Origin of the sequence: Tenacibaculum singaporense, from assembly GCF_003867015.1 — a bacterium.
Classification (GTDB): Bacteria; Bacteroidota; Bacteroidia; order Flavobacteriales; family Flavobacteriaceae; genus Polaribacter; species Polaribacter singaporensis.
The window spans coordinates 1,269,212-1,286,015 of sequence record NZ_CP032548.1 but is presented as its reverse complement, the minus strand read 5'-3'; the positions used below and the strand labels follow the sequence as shown (position 1 = coordinate 1,286,015).

Annotated in this window: 13 protein-coding genes and 2 tRNA genes; 13 read left to right on the top strand and 2 right to left on the bottom strand. The window is 31.3% G+C overall.

Annotation, left to right across the window (positions count from 1 at the left end; translation table 11 throughout):
• Positions 1–14: 14 nt before the first annotated feature.
• A complete protein-coding gene (locus tag D6T69_RS05855; RefSeq protein ID WP_125066876.1) occupies positions 15–626 on the bottom strand; it encodes a DUF1684 domain-containing protein in 612 nt (203 codons plus the stop codon).
• Positions 627–986: 360 nt separating this feature from the next.
• On the opposite strand from D6T69_RS05855, the gene D6T69_RS05850 reads away from it, so the two are divergent.
• The 13 genes from D6T69_RS05850 to D6T69_RS05790 all read left to right on the top strand — a co-directional run bounded on the left by D6T69_RS05850 (position 987) and on the right by D6T69_RS05790 (position 15,965).
• The gene (locus D6T69_RS05850; protein WP_125066875.1) at positions 987–1,217 is read left to right on the top strand and encodes a hypothetical protein; all 231 of its coding nucleotides are present in this window, start codon (positions 987–989) and stop codon (positions 1,215–1,217) included.
• A gap of 146 nt (positions 1,218–1,363) precedes the next feature.
• A tRNA-Pro gene (locus D6T69_RS05845) sits at positions 1,364–1,438 on the top strand.
• A 175-nt stretch (positions 1,439–1,613) separates the two neighbouring features.
• Positions 1,614–1,687 (top strand) — tRNA-Thr (locus D6T69_RS05840).
• 98 nt (positions 1,688–1,785) lie between these two features.
• Positions 1,786–2,391 carry a uridine kinase gene (gene udk, locus D6T69_RS05835; RefSeq protein WP_125069188.1) on the top strand — a complete coding sequence of 202 codons (606 nt, stop codon included), beginning with the start codon at positions 1,786–1,788 and terminating at the stop codon, positions 2,389–2,391.
• A gap of 1 nt (position 2,392) precedes the next feature.
• On the top strand, positions 2,393–2,710 hold the full coding sequence (locus tag D6T69_RS05830; protein WP_121148165.1) for an FtsB family cell division protein: 318 nt from the start codon (positions 2,393–2,395) through the stop codon (positions 2,708–2,710).
• Positions 2,710–4,056, top strand: coding sequence for a methylmalonyl-CoA mutase subunit beta (locus D6T69_RS05825; RefSeq protein WP_125066874.1), 1,347 nt, complete (start codon positions 2,710–2,712; stop codon positions 4,054–4,056). Before D6T69_RS05830 ends, D6T69_RS05825 begins: the two co-directional genes overlap by 1 nt.
• Entirely contained in the window at positions 4,049–6,112 is a 2,064-nt protein-coding gene (gene scpA / locus D6T69_RS05820; protein WP_125066873.1) for a methylmalonyl-CoA mutase, read from the top strand. The genes D6T69_RS05825 and scpA overlap by 8 nt, the downstream gene beginning before the upstream one ends.
• 5 nt (positions 6,113–6,117) lie before the next feature.
• Entirely contained in the window at positions 6,118–6,996 is an 879-nt protein-coding gene (locus tag D6T69_RS05815) for a phosphatidylserine decarboxylase (RefSeq protein ID WP_164506691.1), read from the top strand.
• A gap of 105 nt (positions 6,997–7,101) precedes the next feature.
• Complete coding sequence (gene ccsA / locus D6T69_RS05810; protein WP_125066871.1) at positions 7,102–10,248, top strand: cytochrome c biogenesis protein CcsA; 3,147 nt, start codon at positions 7,102–7,104, stop codon at positions 10,246–10,248.
• A gap of 61 nt (positions 10,249–10,309) precedes the next feature.
• Positions 10,310–10,825, top strand: a complete 516-nt coding sequence (locus tag D6T69_RS05805; protein WP_125066870.1) for a DUF2892 domain-containing protein — start codon at positions 10,310–10,312, stop codon at positions 10,823–10,825.
• Between the two features lie 59 nt (positions 10,826–10,884).
• Positions 10,885–12,789 (top strand): polysaccharide biosynthesis protein, encoded by a 1,905-nt coding sequence (locus D6T69_RS05800; protein ID WP_125066869.1) that lies wholly within the window; start codon positions 10,885–10,887, stop codon positions 12,787–12,789.
• A gap of 28 nt (positions 12,790–12,817) precedes the next feature.
• Positions 12,818–13,585, top strand: coding sequence for a polysaccharide biosynthesis/export family protein (locus D6T69_RS05795; protein WP_125066868.1), 768 nt, complete (start codon positions 12,818–12,820; stop codon positions 13,583–13,585).
• Between the two features lie 7 nt (positions 13,586–13,592).
• The gene (locus tag D6T69_RS05790) at positions 13,593–15,965 is read left to right on the top strand and encodes a GumC family protein (protein WP_125066867.1); all 2,373 of its coding nucleotides are present in this window, start codon (positions 13,593–13,595) and stop codon (positions 15,963–15,965) included.
• Between the two features lie 48 nt (positions 15,966–16,013).
• Here the strand turns inward: D6T69_RS05790 and D6T69_RS05785 are convergent, their stop codons facing one another.
• A complete protein-coding gene (locus D6T69_RS05785) occupies positions 16,014–16,751 on the bottom strand; it encodes a tyrosine-protein phosphatase (RefSeq protein WP_125066866.1) in 738 nt (245 codons plus the stop codon).
• Positions 16,752–16,804: the final 53 nt, after the last annotated feature.

Genomic DNA, 16,804 nt, shown 5'->3' with positions numbered 1-16,804 from the left:
CAGGACTTTTTTATTTATTTAGGTTCCTTATATGCCATTACCCCTGCTTTAATTTCTGTATTTAGGTAATTATCACTTGGTGTAATTGGACAAGAATACCTATCACTATAAGTACAGTAAGGGTTATAAGCTTTATTAAAGTCAACCTCTACAGTTCCATCTTCCCGTATATCTGTTGTATAAATATCTATAAAACGACCACCTTTATAAGATGTTTTTCCATTTGTATTATCTAAAAACGGTAAAAACAAATGATTCGCATATTCAGGTTTAGGATTTACATCTTGGTAAATAGCAAGTTTAAAATCTTTCCCATCAATAGAAAAAGACAAAATTCCATATTTTTTATACATAGCTACCCTATCGGTCGTTGTTGGAAAATCAAAAATAGGGGCATCTGGTGTTTTTACTAATTCTGCATTTACAGTATACTTTTTATCGATAGGAAAAAAATCCAATCCTTTAAAGTTCTTTAATCCTTTTTTGGTAAGCGGTGACCTAGAAGCATCTTTAAACTTAGTATTCATTTCTTTTTGAAAATCAGATTCTCCTAAGACAGCTCTCTTTCCTTGACTGTTGCAAGACAATATTGAAACAGTAAAAATTAATAATAGTAGTTTTTTCATATTGGTATTTATACATCTGTTAACACAAAAATACTGTATTACAACCAAAGCACCACTATTCCTTAAAAAATCACTAAATAAAGAGGTCAAAACTGTTAATTTTCTATTAATAATTTGAAATAACAAAATAAAATCGTTACATTTATATTCATAGATAATATTTATGACTGATATTAGATAATGTAAAAAAGACTTTTTACCTTATAAGAAAAACTTATTAAATAATAAAACAAATTGATGAGCTTGTTTCTTTGCAAACAGAAAGTTTCCCATATATTTGCCGCCCCAGTTATTTTTAGGCATTTATCTTTTATCAGACAAAACCTAATAAAGAAATTTTAAATTAAATTGGTAAATTTTATGAATTCAGAATTAATCAATAAGGCAGAAGAATTTGAAAACAGAAAATTCAAATTTGTTACTACTAGTGATAGAATACTAGCCTCTAGAGAAGCAAAAGCTCTGATTCTAGAGATTAATGAGGTATATAAACAAACAAAAGACAGTACGTTAATGGACTTAATGAAGCGTTTAACAGCTGTAAAACAACGTATTGAAAAACGTTTAAAAGGAAAACCTTTAACAGCTTAAACAATAAACAACCTTTAAGCTCGTTTATGATATATACATAAGAATAGTAGTTTCATCAACTACCACTCTCATTATAATATTTATTCTTGATAAAGTTCTAAGTAAATTTACTTAGAACTTTTCTTTTTTAAATATATTTGTAACATCGGGATGTAGCTTAGTCCGGTTAAAGTGCTGGTCTGGGGGACCAGAGATCGGTGGTTCGAATCCACTCATCCCGACTTCTTTTATTTTTTTTCAAAAAAATTCAACCTCCCTAAATAATCAAAACAAACTAAAATTCAACAACTTAAAAAACTTCTAAAATCATTACAAAAAACACCTTTCAAAAATTTTTAAAAAAAGTTTTTTCAGTTTCAAAAAACATTATATATTTGCCACGCTTTTGAGGCAAACGCCGATGTAGCTCAGCTGGCTAGAGCAGCTGATTTGTAATCAGCAGGTCGTGGGTTCGAGTCCCTCCATCGGCTCAAAACTAAAAGCGCTAACAAAAAGTTAGCGCTTTTTTTATGCACTTATTTTGCTAAATTTGTCATAACTCTATTTTTACAAAAACTTAATGAAAAATATATTTGTTATTGGTATTGCTGGAGGTACAGGGAGTGGAAAAACCACGGTAGTAAACCAAATTATTAACGAGCTTCCTGCAGATGAAGTTTGCGTTATTTCTCAAGATTCTTACTACAAACAAACAGACAACCTAACTTACGAAGAACGTACTAAGATAAATTTTGACCATCCTAGAGCAATCGATTTTGACTTAATGGTTGAACATTTAACTGAACTAAAAAATGGATGCATTATAGAACAACCAGTATATTCATTCGTTGCTCACAACAGAACCAAAGACACCATAAAAACACACCCCAGAAAAGTTATTATAATTGAAGGTATTTTGATTTTTAATAGCAAAGAACTTCGTAACTTGTGTGATATAAAAGTTTTTGTTCACGCTGATGCTGACGAACGCTTAATTAGACGTGTAAGAAGAGATATTAAAGAACGAGGTAGAGATGTTGATGAAGTTTTAAACCGCTATCAAAGTACTTTAAAACCTATGCATCAGCAATTTATTGAACCTACAAAAAATTACGCCGATATTATTATACCTAACGATAGATATAATACTGTAGCTATAGACATTGTAAGAACTGTAATTAACGACCGTTTATAACATGAGTTTTAAATCAATAAAAAACAAACCTTCCTTTAAAATAGCCACTAATATTTACGTGATTATACTCACTGTATTTGTGGTTTGGATGCTTTTTTTTGATGAAAACTCTTACCTTACCCATAGAGAGTTTAATAAAGAAATTAATGAACTAAAGAGCTGGATTGATTATCATGAAAAAAAAATCAAGAAAGACAAAAAAACCATTCAACAACTACAAGACTCTCTTCAACTAGAACGCTATGCTAGAGAAAAGTACTTAATGAAGAAAGAAGATGAAGATATTTATATTATTGAATTTGATACCATAAAAAAGTAATGAGTAACTATTTATTTGACGAATTTCAAGGTGTTACCCCTGCAGAATGGAAACAAAAAATACAAGTAGACCTTAAAGGTGCCGATTATAACGATACACTTTTATGGAAAACTGAAGAAGGTATTACCGTAAAACCTTTTTACACTAAAGAAGACAGAACCAATATTAAGATTAACACTCCACATAAAGGTTTTGCTATTTGTCAATCTATTAACATTGAAAACGAAGAAGAAGCAAATGCATTTGCTATCGACTCAATTCAAAGAGGAGCAAACGCCATACAATTCAACGCAAGAAAAGAGTTTGACTACAACACCTTATTAAAAGGAATTGACACTCAAAAAACCTTACTTTACTTTACTTTTAATTTTTTATCATCACAATTTGTAAAAAAACTAGCTGATTTCACAAACTCGGACAAGTGCTACTTCAATACAGACATTATAGGAAACTTAGCTAGCTCAGGAAACTGGTACTCTAATCTTAAAAGTGATCATACACAATTAGAAGAAATAGCAAAAGCTACTCAAAATGCTATTTGCGTTAATGCTTCCATTTATCAAAATGCAGGAGCAACCATCGTTCAACAATTAGCATATGCACTTGCACACGCAAACGAATACTTGAATCATTTTGGAAGCTCAATCGCAAACAATATTCACTTTAATTTTTCTGTAGGAAGTAATTACTTTTTTGAAATTGCCAAACTAAGAGCTTTTAGAGTTTTATGGAATGCTCTTTTAAAAGAATACAATACCGAAGCAACTGCTCATATTTTCACACAACCAAGTTCACGTAACAAAACTATATACGACTACAATGTAAACATGCTACGCACTACCTCTGAGTGCATGAGCGCTATTCTAGGAGGAACAAATACTGTAGCCAATAACTCTTACGATAAGATTTTTCATCAACCAAACGAGTTTGGAGAACGTATATCAAGAAATCAACTATTAATTCTACAGCAAGAAAGCGAGTTAGCAGAAGCTCAAAATATTGCCGACGGTGCATACTACATTGAAACAATTACTCAACAACTTGCCCAAAAAGCACTAGAAGTTTTTAAATTAATAGAAAAAGGCGGTGGTTTCTTAAAACAATTAAAAGAAGGAGTCATTCAACGAAAAATAAAAGAGTCTGCAGATAAAGAACAACAATTATTTGACTCAGGAGAATTAGTTTTACTTGGAACAAACAAAATTCAAAACGAAAATGACAAGATGAAAAACGATTTAGAAGTTTCACCTTTCTTGAAAATTCGTAACGAAAAAACACTAATTCAACCTATTATTCAAAAACGATTAGCTGAAAAGCTAGAACAAGAACGTTTAGAAAATGAGTAGAAAAGATATATCAAACATACAAATAGATAAAAGCCAAGAACAGCAAAGCAAAAACTTCAAACACGAAGATTTTGTTGCTGGTATTGCACCTAACTTACGTGGACCTTACTCTACCATGTATGTTCGTAGACCTTGGACAATTCGTCAATACGCAGGTTTTTCTACCGCCGAAGAAAGTAACGCCTTTTATCGTAGAAATTTAGCTGCTGGTCAAAAAGGATTATCAGTTGCTTTCGATTTAGCCACACACCGTGGTTACGATTCAGACCATGAGCGTGTACAAGGTGATGTTGGAAAAGCAGGTGTTGCTATAGATTCTGTGGAAGACATGAAAGTTTTGTTCGATCAGATACCATTAGATAAAATGTCCGTTTCCATGACTATGAACGGAGCTGTTTTACCTATATTAGCTTTCTATATTGTAGCAGCTGAAGAACAAGGTGTAGCTCCTGAGTTATTATCAGGAACTATTCAAAACGATATTTTAAAAGAGTTTATGGTGCGTAATACTTACATTTATCCACCTACTCCATCAATGAAAATTATTGCTGATATTTTTAGATATACTTCTGAAAATATGCCTAGGTTTAATTCAATTTCTATTTCTGGGTACCATATGCAAGAAGCTGGTGCTACTGCAGAAATTGAATTGGCTTATACTTTAGCTGACGGATTAGAATACATTAAAAAAGGGCTAGAAGCAGGAATGGACATTGACACCTTCGCTCCTCGCTTATCTTTCTTCTGGGCTATTGGAATGAATCATTTTATGGAAATTGCCAAAATGCGTGCAGGAAGAATGTTATGGGCTAAATTGGTAAAGCAATTTAACCCTAAAAATCCAAAGTCATTAGCATTAAGAACTCACTGCCAAACTAGTGGATGGAGTTTAACTGAGCAAGATCCTTTTAACAATGTAGCCCGTACTGCAATTGAAGCTATGGCTGCTGCTTTTGGAGGAACACAAAGTTTACACACCAACGCTTTAGACGAAGCAATTGCCTTACCTACTGATTTTTCAGCGCGTATTGCTCGTAACACACAAATATATTTACAACAAGAAACCCATATTACAAAAACGGTTGACCCCTGGGCAGGTAGTTATCATGTAGAAAAACTTACCGAAGAAATTGCCAACAAAGCTTGGGAATTAATTCAAGAAGTTGAAGAATTAGGAGGAATGACCAAAGCTATTGAAAAAGGGATTCCTAAAATGCGTATAGAAGAAGCTGCTGCAAAAAAACAAGCAAAAATCGATAGTGGACAAGATGTTATTGTTGGTGTTAACAAATACCAATTAGAGCAAGAGGATCCTTTACATATTTTAGAGGTAGATAACGAAGCAGTTCGTCAATCTCAAATTGACAGACTAAACGATTTAAAATCAAAAAGAAATCAAGCTGAAGTAGATAAAACTTTACATGATTTAACTGAATCTGCTAAAACAGGTGAAGGGAATTTATTAGATTTAGCAGTAAAAGCTGCAAGAAACAGAGCTACTTTAGGTGAAATTTCTGACGCTCTTGAAACTATTTTTGGACGTCATAAAGCAGTACATAAAACCATATCTGGCGTGTATAGTAAAGAAATAAAAGACGACGAGTTATTTAAAAAAGCCACTGAATTAGCCGACAAGTTTGCAGAATTAGAAGGGCGTCGTCCTCGAATTATGATTGCTAAATTAGGACAAGACGGTCACGATCGCGGTGCTAAAGTAGTTGCTACTGGTTATGCTGATTTAGGTTTTGATGTAGATATAGGTCCGCTATTCCAAACACCACAAGAAGCTACCAAACAAGCTATAGAAAATGATGTACATATTTTAGGTATTTCATCATTAGCAGCAGGACACAAAACATTAGTTCCTCAAGTTATCGCTGAACTTAAAAAATATGGTCGTGAAGACATTATGGTGATTGTAGGAGGAGTGATTCCCGCACAGGATTACCAATTCTTATTTGATGCTGGTGCTGTTGGTGTTTTTGGCCCTGGAACTAAAATTGCACAAGCTGCTATTGACATGTTAACTATTTTAATTGATAGTACCGAAGAATAACGGTTATGAAAATAAAATTTATTGATAGAAAAACAGGTAAAATAATTACCGAAACCCCTCCTGGAGAAGGGTATTTAAAATTGCTTTACAACAATCCGTTTGGAAAAATGGCTTTATTACCATTAGTTAAACGTAAATTTTTGTCATCGTGGTATGGTAAGCTCATGAACAAACCCAATTCTATTAACAAAATAAACAGTTTTGTTAGAGAGCTTCAAATTGACATGAGTGAGGCAGAAAGACCTTCTGAGGACTATATTTCTTTCAATGATTTTTTCTATCGAAAATTAAAACCTGACGCTCGTCCTATTGAAGAAGGCTTTATTTCTCCTGGTGACGGAAAAATGTTAGCATTTAAAAACATTTCTGATATTCATAACTTCTTTATTAAAGGAAGAAAATTCACCTTAGAGGAATTTCTAGACAATAAAGAGCTAGCTACAAAACATAAAGACGATTCTTTAATTATACTTCGATTAGCCCCTAACGATTACCATAGATATCATTTTCCATACGACGGAACTCCTTCCGAAGTAACCAAAATTAAAGGACGCTATTTTTCAGTATCACCTTACGCTTTAGCTACTAACTTCACCAAGGTGTTTTGTGAAAACAAGAGAGAATACTGCACTTTAAAAACACACGATAAAGGAGATATTATTATTGCTCCAGTAGGCGCCACCATGGTTGGTAGCATTATTGAAACTTACACACCAAATATTGAAGTAAAAAAAGGCGATGAGATGGGGTATTTTGCTTTTGGAGGTTCAACTATTGTATTATTAGTTAATAGTTCTAAAATCACTATTGATGAAGATATTTTAACCAACACCAAAAACAAGATGGAAACCTTTGTTAAAATGGGGGAGCGAATTGGAAATTAACCTTCATAAATTTAACATTTTACCTTTTAAAAATGATTGATTTCATAAGGCAATTAAAGCTTTAATCCGTAAATTTGCGTCGTTTTATACTTAGCAGATTTACTGATGAAAAAAATCTTAGATATCCTCTACTCTACCCGTTTAATGGCTGTTTTATTTTTTGCTTTTGCCATTGCCATGGGAGTTGCCACTTTTATTGAAAACGATTATGGAACACAAACTTCTAAAGCTCTAGTGTACAACACTTGGTGGTTTGAGTTAATAATGGTATTTTTTGTTATTAACTTTTTCGGAAATATTTTTAGGTATAGGTTGTATAAAAAAGAAAAATGGTCTGTATTATTATTTCACGTATCCTTTCTTTTAATCTTAATTGGCGCTGGTATTACTCGTTATATTAGCTATGAAGGTTTAATGGTTATTGATGAAGGAGAAACAACTAATCAATTCTACTCAGAACATACTTATTTAAATGTAATTATTGATAATGGTGAGTTTCAAAAAACCACAGCTAACAAATTACTTTTATCTGCTTGGGGTAAAAACTCAGTAACTTTTAAAGAAAACTTCCAACCAAAAAAAGAAGGCAAAAACCATGAAGTCACTTTTAATTTAGTAGATTATATTCCTTGGTCTGAAACAAAAATGGTTTTAGATGAAAACGGAACAGAACATTTATTTTTTGTAGAAAGTTCTGACGGAAGCAGGCACGAACACTACATTAAAAAAGGAACTATTGAAAATATTCATAACATTTTAGTAGGTTTTGAAGCTCCTAATAAAGAAGCGGCTTCAATTAACTTCTTTTACGAAGACGGTAGCTTAAAAATGATTTCTAAAAATGATGGAGATTGGTTTAGAATGGCTGATCAAAAGAAAGGCCTTATAGTTAAAGATAGCGCCCAACATTTTCAGCTGTTAACACTCCATAACGTAAACGGATTACAATTTGTAGTTCCAAAATCTCCAGAAAAGGGAGAAATAAAAACTGTACGAGGTAAAAAAGACGATAAAAAATATGACACTGTAATTTTTGACGTTACTACAAACGGAGAAACTAAACGTGTTGAGTTTTATGGTGGAAAATTTAACGTTGATAACCAGCAACAATTTAGTATTGGAGATCTAAACTTTAGAGCTTGGTACGGTTCTAAATTATTACAAACTCCTTTTAGTATAAAACTAAACGACTTTCAATTAGAAAAATACCCTGGTTCGGAAAGCGCCGCTGCTTACGCAAGTGAAATTACCGTAATAGCACCTGATGAAACTTTTGACTATAGGATTTTTATGAATCATATTTTAGATTACGGAGGATATAAGTTTTTCCAATCAAGTTATAAAATTGAAGGAGAGCATGAACAAACTCATTTATCTGTAAACCATGATTTTTGGGGAACTTGGATTACCTATATTGGTTACTTTTTATTATTTTTTGGTTTAACCGCCGCTTTGTTTGTAAAAGGCACTCGTTTTTATGATTTAAAACAATCATTAGTCAAAATTCGAAATAAAAAAACCAAATTATCAGTAATCGTTTTATTTATTTCTTTAGCTGGTTTTGCTCAACACAAACAACACGAGCCTAAGCAAATTACTGAAACTCAAATAGACTCTATTTTAATTGCTAACAAAGTAGATAATAAACATGCTGATTTATTCAGTTCTTTAGTAATTCAAGATGCTGGCGGACGTATGAAACCTGCTCATACCTTTGCTTCGGAATTAGTTAGAAAAGTGGCTCATGTGGATAAATTTAAAGACATGGATCCTAGCCAAATTTTACTTTCTATTACAGAAAACCCAATGCTTTGGCTTAATGTTCCTTTTGTGTATCTAGAAGATGGAAATACACAAGTTAGAGAAATTCTAGGAGTTCCTGAAGATGCTGAATATGCTCGTTTTATCGATTTTTATAATAAAGATGGCTCTTCTAAAATTAGCAAATTAGTAGTTGAAGCTGAAAAGAAAAAAATTCAAAACAAATTTGAAAAAGACATTATAAAAATTGAACGTAGAGTATGGTTATTATCTCAAGCTTTAGGAGGTGGTATGTTACGTATCTACCCTATTCCAAATGATGAAAACAACAAATGGGTATCGCAACCTGAAACACTACAAGCTAATTTCAAAGGAACTGACTCTGTATTTGTACGTCAGTCATTACCTGTGTATTTACAATTATTACAAGCTTCAAAGAAATCAGGAAACTATACAGAAACCAACAAAGTTTTAGACGGAATTAAAAAGTTTCAACGAAAATTTGGATCAGAAGTCATTCCTGCAAAAGACAAAATTGATTTAGAAATAGCGTATAATAAACTAAACATTTTTGTTAAACTTTCTAAATACTATGGGTATGTAAGTTTACTTTTAATTGTATTTGTATTCTTACAGATTTTCAATAACAAACCGTGGGTTAACAATATTGTAAAAGTCTTAATAGGAATTGTAATTTTCTTATTTGTCTTTCATGTTTTGGGGTTAGCTGCTCGCTGGTATATTAGTGGAAATGCTCCTTGGAGTAACGCTTACGAATCTATTATTTTTGTTGGCTTAGCTACCATGTTATTTGGGTTAATTCTTGGAAAGAAATCGTCTTTAACTATTGCTGCTACTACATTTTTAGTTTCAGTAATTTTAATGTTTGCTCACCAAAACTGGTTAGACCCAGAAATTGCTAACCTTCAACCTGTATTAAATTCTTGGTGGTTATATGTTCATGTATCTGTAATTGTTGCTAGTTATGGTCCGTTCGCGATGGGAATGATTTTAGGTATCTTCTCTTTATTCTTAATTATCTTCACCAATGAAAAGAATAAAAAGAAAATGGACTTACATATTAAAGAATTAACTGTTATTAATGAAATGGCTTTAACCGTTGGTTTGGTAATGCTAACCATTGGTAACTTTTTAGGCGGTATGTGGGCTAATGAAAGCTGGGGACGCTACTGGGGTTGGGACCCTAAAGAAACTTGGGCATTAATTTCTATTATGATATATGCTTTTGTATTACACATGCGTTTGATTCCAGGTTTAAGAGGGCGTTTTACTTTTAATTTATGGTCTATCTTAGCTTTCGCATCCATTATGATGACATATTTTGGAGTAAACTTCTACTTATCAGGATTACACTCTTACGCTAGTGGCGATAAAGTAATTACCCCTACTTCAGTATATTATTCCATAGCTTTTGTTGCTGTTTTAGGGACACTAGCTTGGATAAAGAACAAAAAGTATTACAAGAAATAAGTTGACAGTTTTTCTGTTAAAAAAATGTATTTTTGCAAACCGATAAAAAGAAAAAACAATTATGTTCAATAAAAATATAAAATTAGTATTAGCTGCCTTAATAACTGTATGGTCAGTGTATGAATTTACACAAGGACACATCATGAATGGTATATCTATACTTCTACTTGCAGGTCTATTTATTTTATTTTACTTTAAAAACGAGTTTATTCTTTTAGCTTTTTTACAACTTCGTAAACAAAACTTTGCAGGAGCTCAAAAATGGTTAGGTTATATTAAGAATCCTTCTGCTGCATTAACTAGAAAGCAAGAAGGTTACTATAATTACTTACATGGAATTATGTTATCTCAAACAAACATAACCCAAGCTGAAAAGTATTTGAAAAAAGCTGTTAAGTTAGGCCTAGCTATGGATCATGATTTAGCGATGGCTAAGTTACAATTAGCTGGGATAGCTATGACTAAACGTAGAAAAAGAGAAGCTACAAACTTAATGGCAGAAGCTAAAAAACTAGATAAGCATGGAATGCTGAAAGAGCAAATGCAGATGATGAAGCAGCAAATGAAGAAGATTTAACGTTTTTTTAAGTTTTTCATCATATATTTTGTAATTTTACTCGCTAACAAAAATCATCAATGATTAGAGGTTTCTTTTTAAAAGCTTTTGATAAGTACGCTTCAAGATGGCTTGTTTTAATTATAGATATTATCTTAGTTTGTGTATCTTTCATTTTGGCCTACACTGTACGTTTCAATGCTAGTTTGAACTTCGATATTAATAACCTATACATACAAATTCCTTTTATAGCTACTATAGCAATTATTAGTTTTCTTATAGTTGGTTCATATAAAGGTATAGTTAGACACACAGGAACAAGAGATGCTTTTAACGTATTTCTTGGTGTTACTTTACTTTCATTTATCACTGCATGCGTTGTATTATTTAACAGTGCTTTAAACATATTTCCTAATTTCACTATCCCTAAATCAATAATTATTATCCATTATTTGATTTCTGTTCTTATTTTGGTAGTTAGTCGATTTATTTTTAAGGCTTTTTATGAAATTGTTTCTACTGAACTTAAGTCTATTACAAATGTTTTAATATATGGAGCTGGAGATTCAGGCCTAATTACTTATGGCGCTTTAAATAGAGATACTAAAAACAAGTATGAAGTTCTAGGTTTCATTGATGATGACCCGAAAAAGGTAGGTAAAAAGTTAGATAGAATTAAGATATATGACGGAAAAAGAATAGATAAAAGTTTTGTTAAGGACAAACATATTAACGAAGTAATTATTTCTATTCAGAATATCAAATCAGAAAAACTCTTATACCTTACTGACAACCTATTAGCTCTAGGCGTTGAAGTAAAAATTGTTCCTCCTTTATCTAAATGGATTGATGGTGATTTAGAAGCTAATCAAATTAAACAAGTAAAAATTGAAGATTTATTAGATAGAAAACCTATTTCAATTGACAACCCTATTGTTAAAAGAGAAGTTAATAATAAAATAATTTTAGTTACGGGTGCTGCAGGATCTATTGGTTCAGAAATTTCTCGCCAATTAAGTATTTATAACCATAAGCATTTAGTATTAGTAGACCAATCTGAATCACCTCTATACGATCTTCAACAAGAACTAATTCAAAAAGAACGTAAAAATTTTACTTCAATTGTTGCAGATGTGAGAGACGAAAAAAGGATGAATGAAATATTTGAAGAATTTAAACCTCAAAAAGTATTTCATGCAGCAGCATACAAACATGTTCCTTTAATGGAAATGAGTCCGTATGAAGCTGTGAAAATAAATGTTGGTGGAACAAAAAACATTGCTGATTTGTCTATCAAGCATAATGTTGATCGTTTTGTAATGGTATCAACCGATAAAGCTGTAAACCCAACTAATGTTATGGGTGCCACAAAACGGGTTGCAGAAATGTATATAAGTTGTTTGAGTAACTCCAATAAGCATACAACAAAATTTACAACTACTCGTTTTGGTAATGTTTTAGGGTCTAACGGTTCAGTTATACCTCTTTTTAAACGTCAAATTGAAAACGGAGGGCCTTTAACTGTTACTCATAAAGATATTACTCGTTATTTTATGACTATACCTGAGGCTTGTAGACTAGTTTTGGAAGCAGGTACAATGGGTAATGGGGGTGAGATTTATATTTTTGACATGGGAAAGTCTGTAAAGATATATGATATAGCTAAAAGAATGATTCATTTATCAGGATTGCAATTTCCTGATGATATTGATATCAAAATTACGGGTTTACGTCCAGGGGAAAAGTTATACGAAGAACTTTTAGCTAATGGAGAGAATACTACCCCAACCTATCATGAAAAAATTATGATTGCTAAAAATCAAAAATTAGATTACAGTTTTATCATTAATAGGATTAAAAATTTATGCATTTCTAACCAACAACATGACAATCATAAAACTGTACTACTTATAAAGGAGATAGTTCCTGAATACATATCAAACAATTCTATTTACGAAAAATTAGATACTACTGTCAAAAATTAAATTAGTACTTTCGCAAAAAAATTCAACAATGCAAAGATTCTCAAAAATTGTTTTAACTATTCTAATCCTATCTTTAGCTTCATGTGCCTCTAGAAAAGACATTGTATATTTTCAGAAAGATGAAGTTGATCCAGCAAAAACAAATACAACATATAAAACTATTTTTAAAGCTGACGATTTACTTCAAATTACAATTTCAGCTCTAGACTTAGAAGCTGTTAAACCTTTTAACTTACCTGCTGTAACTTTTGCTACTACGACAGATAGAGCTGTAGGAACCCCTCAACAGCAAGCTTACTTAATTGATAATAATGGTTTTATTGATTTTCCTGTTTTAGGAAAATTAAAGTTAGCTGGACTATCAAGAACTGAAGCTATTGATTTGCTAAAAGACAAACTTTCACCTGATTATATTAAAAATCCAACTGTTAATATTAAAATAATTAATTTTTCAATTACAGTATTGGGTGATGTGAAAATGCCTGGGAGATTTACTATTCCTAATGAACGTATTTCCGTTTTAGAGGCAGTGGGGCTAGCTGGAGACTTAAACATTTCAGGTATTAGAACTATTGAAGTTAAAAGAGAAGAAAATAATCAAATAAAAAGTTATAAGTTAGATTTACGTTCTAATAAAATTTTTAATTCTCCTGCATACTACCTGCAGCAAAATGATGTAGTGTATGTAGAACCTAATAAATCTTCATCTCAAGACGCAGCTTATAATAAGAATACAGGCTTATTTATATCACTAGGTTCTGTAATCATTTCATTAATTTCAATTCTTACAAGATAGTATAGCTATGAATAATAAACAATATTCTCCACAGTTAGAACAAAACGATACTATTAACATTAGGGCAGAATTAGAAAAGTACTTAATTCACTGGAAATGGTTTGTTTTAGGAATAATACTAGCTTTAATAGGAGCCTTTATATATTTAAGATACAGTACTCCTAATTATAATGCATCTACTACTATTTTAATAAAAAATGATAAAAAGGGAGGTATATCAGAAGAACTCGCTGCTTTTGAAGATTTAGGAATTGTAGGTGGGGCTGGTAAAAATATTGATAATGAAATTGAAATTATAAAGTCTAGAAAACTTATAAATAATGTTATTCAAGAGCTAAATTTAAATATCAAATATTTAATTGAAGGTACAATCAAAGAGTCTGAAATTTATAAAACAACCCCGATTATCTTTATCCCAACCGACTCAACTTCTAAGTTTTTACATAAAATAGACACCACTTTTAATGTTGAAGTATTACCCAATGACAAATTTCGTTTGAAAGACATGGGAGGGAATACTGTTTCAGAAAATACTTTTAGTGAAAATATAAAAAGTAATACTTTAGGTGGTTTCCAAATAGAAAAAACTTTAATTTTTGGTGATTCAGATATAGGAAAAAATATAAAAATATCAATCAAACCCCTTGATAAAGTTATCAACAACTATCAAAAGAATATTAATATATCTCCTATTAGTAAAAAGTCTAGTGTCTTAAGTCTTTCATTACAGTCACCCATAAAAGAAAAAGCTGAAAATGTTTTAGATGAGCTTGTTAAGCAATATAATCTTGACGCTATCAATGATAAAAAAGAAGTCTCTAAAAAGACAAATGATTTCATTACTGAACGTTTAACTAATGTTGCTAAAGAACTTGGAAAACTTGATGATAATGTAGAGAGTTTCAAAGATAAAAATAACATTACTGATATTGAATCTGAAGCTCAGTTAACACTTCAAACCAATACTGAAAATCGTAAGAAACTAATAGAAGCTTCAACTGAATTAAGCTTAGCTAGATCTTTAAATAAAGAACTTGATCAGAATGATTACTTACCTGCTAATTTAGGACTATCAGATCCAAACATAGGTAATTCAATTAATGAGTACAATCAACAAATGGCTCAACTAAAGCGTTTGGAAAAAAGTGCTGGTTCAAAGAACACCGTTCTTATTGATATTCAAGAAAACCTTTCGAGCCTTAGAGCTTCCTTAAAAAGAAGTCTTGAAAACACTGTAAGATCATTACAAATAAAAGTAAATAACTTACAGCGTGAAGCTAGCAGATTTAATACTAAAATATCTTCTATTCCTACAAAGGAAAGAGAATTTTTGGATATTGCTCGTCAACAGGAGATTATTGCTGGATTATACTCTTATTTATTAAAGAAAAAAGAGGAAACTGCTATTTCTCTTACAGCTACAGCTGTTCCAAATGCTAAGATTATTGATAAAGCTTATGCTTCTGACATCCCAGTAAGTCCAAAAAGAAAAATTATTTATTTAGCGGCCTTACTTTTTGGCTTAATTATTCCTTTTGTTATTATTTATTTGAGAGACTTATTAGACACTAAAGTTCACACAAGAAAAGACATAACAGATTTAACCTCTATACCATTCTTAGGAGACATCCCTCACTCTGAAACTAAGGAAAAAATAGTTATCAATGCAAGTGCACGTTCTAGTGCTGCTGAGGCTTTCAGATTGATAAGAACTAACTTAGACTTCATGCTCCCTAATAAAGAAAGCGATAATGGCAAAACTATTTTCATCACTTCTACAACTAGTGGAGAAGGTAAATCTTTTACTTCTATTAATCTAGCTGCTTCTTTATCTTTATCTGGTAAAAAAGTAGTTTTAGTAGGAATGGATTTAAGAGCTCCTAAGATAACAGAATACTTAGAGCTTCCTGATAGAAAAGGAATCACCAACTATCTTACTAACGATATAAAATTAGACTCTTTAAAGTTTTCAATAGACGAAATTCCTGATTTAGATATTATTTCTTCTGGAACTATTCCTCCTAACCCTGCTGAGTTATTAATGAGCAATAAGATAGAGCTACTATTCAAAACTTTAGAATCCGACTATGACTATGTTATAATTGACACTGCCCCTGTGAGCTTGGTAACAGATACTTTATTAATTGCTAAACACTCAGACATTGTACTCTATGTTAGTAGGGCTAATTACTTAGACAAACGTATGTTAATAATTCCAGAAACCTTATATAAAGATAAAAAACTGCAGAACTTGGCAATAATTTTGAACGATACAGACTTAAAACGCGGTTATGGATACGGTTATGGATATGGATACGGTTATGGGTATGGAATAGATCAAGATGAAAATAAACCTTGGTACAAAAGAATTTTTAGTTAGTTAAATTTTTATAGTAATAAAAAAAGGAAGCTTAAAAGCTTCCTTTTTTTATTTAAACATTTTATTATTTTCCAATAATTTTTCAATCTGTTTTTTTGTCTTTACAGTTCCTATCTTTTGCAAAAGCTTTAAATGATTGTGATGATGTGTATCCGTTCCTACAAAATCATACATACTTTCACTTAATAATTTTTGAGCTGTTTTTTGTACTCCTTTTCCATATTGCTCGGTTAAAGACAAAAGGTTGAGCTGAAAAACACAACCTGCTTTCTTCAACTTATAAAAATTCTGAAAATCATTATGATAAAAATTATATCTCTCTGGATGTGCTAAAACTGGTTTATAACCTTTTAATTGTATTTCAAATAATATATCATATAAATTGTAAGGGGCATTAAAATATGACATTTCAACAAGTACATAATTCTCTTTTAAAACTAAAATATCATCTGTCTTCAACCTTTCTACGAAACGCTCATCCATCATATACTCTGCTGCAGCTCGTATTGAAACATCTTCAAAACCATTTTCTTTTAAAGCAACTTTCACTTCTTCTAGCTTATTCTTTATAGTTTCAGATGAATTTGGATATACATCTCCAAGAACATGCGGAGTTGTTACAAAGTTTTTGATCCCATAGGAATGCATTTTAGAAATTAACGAGATAGAATTATCAATATTTTTAGCCCCGTCGTCTATTCCTGGTAGTAAATGTGAATGAATATCTACAAACCCTTCAGGAAAAACTTCAGCTAAAGGGATTTCTTTTTTTTTGAAAAAAAACATAATAAGGTAAAATATCTATTTATCTGCAAATTTAAACTAATAAACTTACTATA

Bases quoted from the DNA above. Each gene is read 5' to 3' on its own strand.
- D6T69_RS05855 (WP_125066876.1), bottom strand. From the start codon at position 626: ATGAAAAAACTACTATTATTAATTTTTACTGTTTCAATATTGTCTTGC.
- D6T69_RS05850 (WP_125066875.1), top strand. From the start codon at position 987: ATGAATTCAGAATTAATCAATAAGGCAGAAGAATTTGAAAACAGAAAA.
- D6T69_RS05830 (WP_121148165.1), top strand. From the start codon at position 2,393: ATGAGTTTTAAATCAATAAAAAACAAACCTTCCTTTAAAATAGCCACT.
- D6T69_RS05825 (WP_125066874.1), top strand. From the start codon at position 2,710: ATGAGTAACTATTTATTTGACGAATTTCAAGGTGTTACCCCTGCAGAA.
- scpA (WP_125066873.1), top strand. From the start codon at position 4,049: ATGAGTAGAAAAGATATATCAAACATACAAATAGATAAAAGCCAAGAA.
- D6T69_RS05815 (WP_164506691.1), top strand. From the start codon at position 6,118: ATGAAAATAAAATTTATTGATAGAAAAACAGGTAAAATAATTACCGAA.
- ccsA (WP_125066871.1), top strand. From the start codon at position 7,102: ATGAAAAAAATCTTAGATATCCTCTACTCTACCCGTTTAATGGCTGTT.
- D6T69_RS05805 (WP_125066870.1), top strand. From the start codon at position 10,310: ATGTTCAATAAAAATATAAAATTAGTATTAGCTGCCTTAATAACTGTA.
- D6T69_RS05800 (WP_125066869.1), top strand. From the start codon at position 10,885: ATGATTAGAGGTTTCTTTTTAAAAGCTTTTGATAAGTACGCTTCAAGA.
- D6T69_RS05795 (WP_125066868.1), top strand. From the start codon at position 12,818: ATGCAAAGATTCTCAAAAATTGTTTTAACTATTCTAATCCTATCTTTA.
- D6T69_RS05790 (WP_125066867.1), top strand. From the start codon at position 13,593: ATGAATAATAAACAATATTCTCCACAGTTAGAACAAAACGATACTATT.
- D6T69_RS05785 (WP_125066866.1), bottom strand. From the start codon at position 16,751: ATGTTTTTTTTCAAAAAAAAAGAAATCCCTTTAGCTGAAGTTTTTCCT.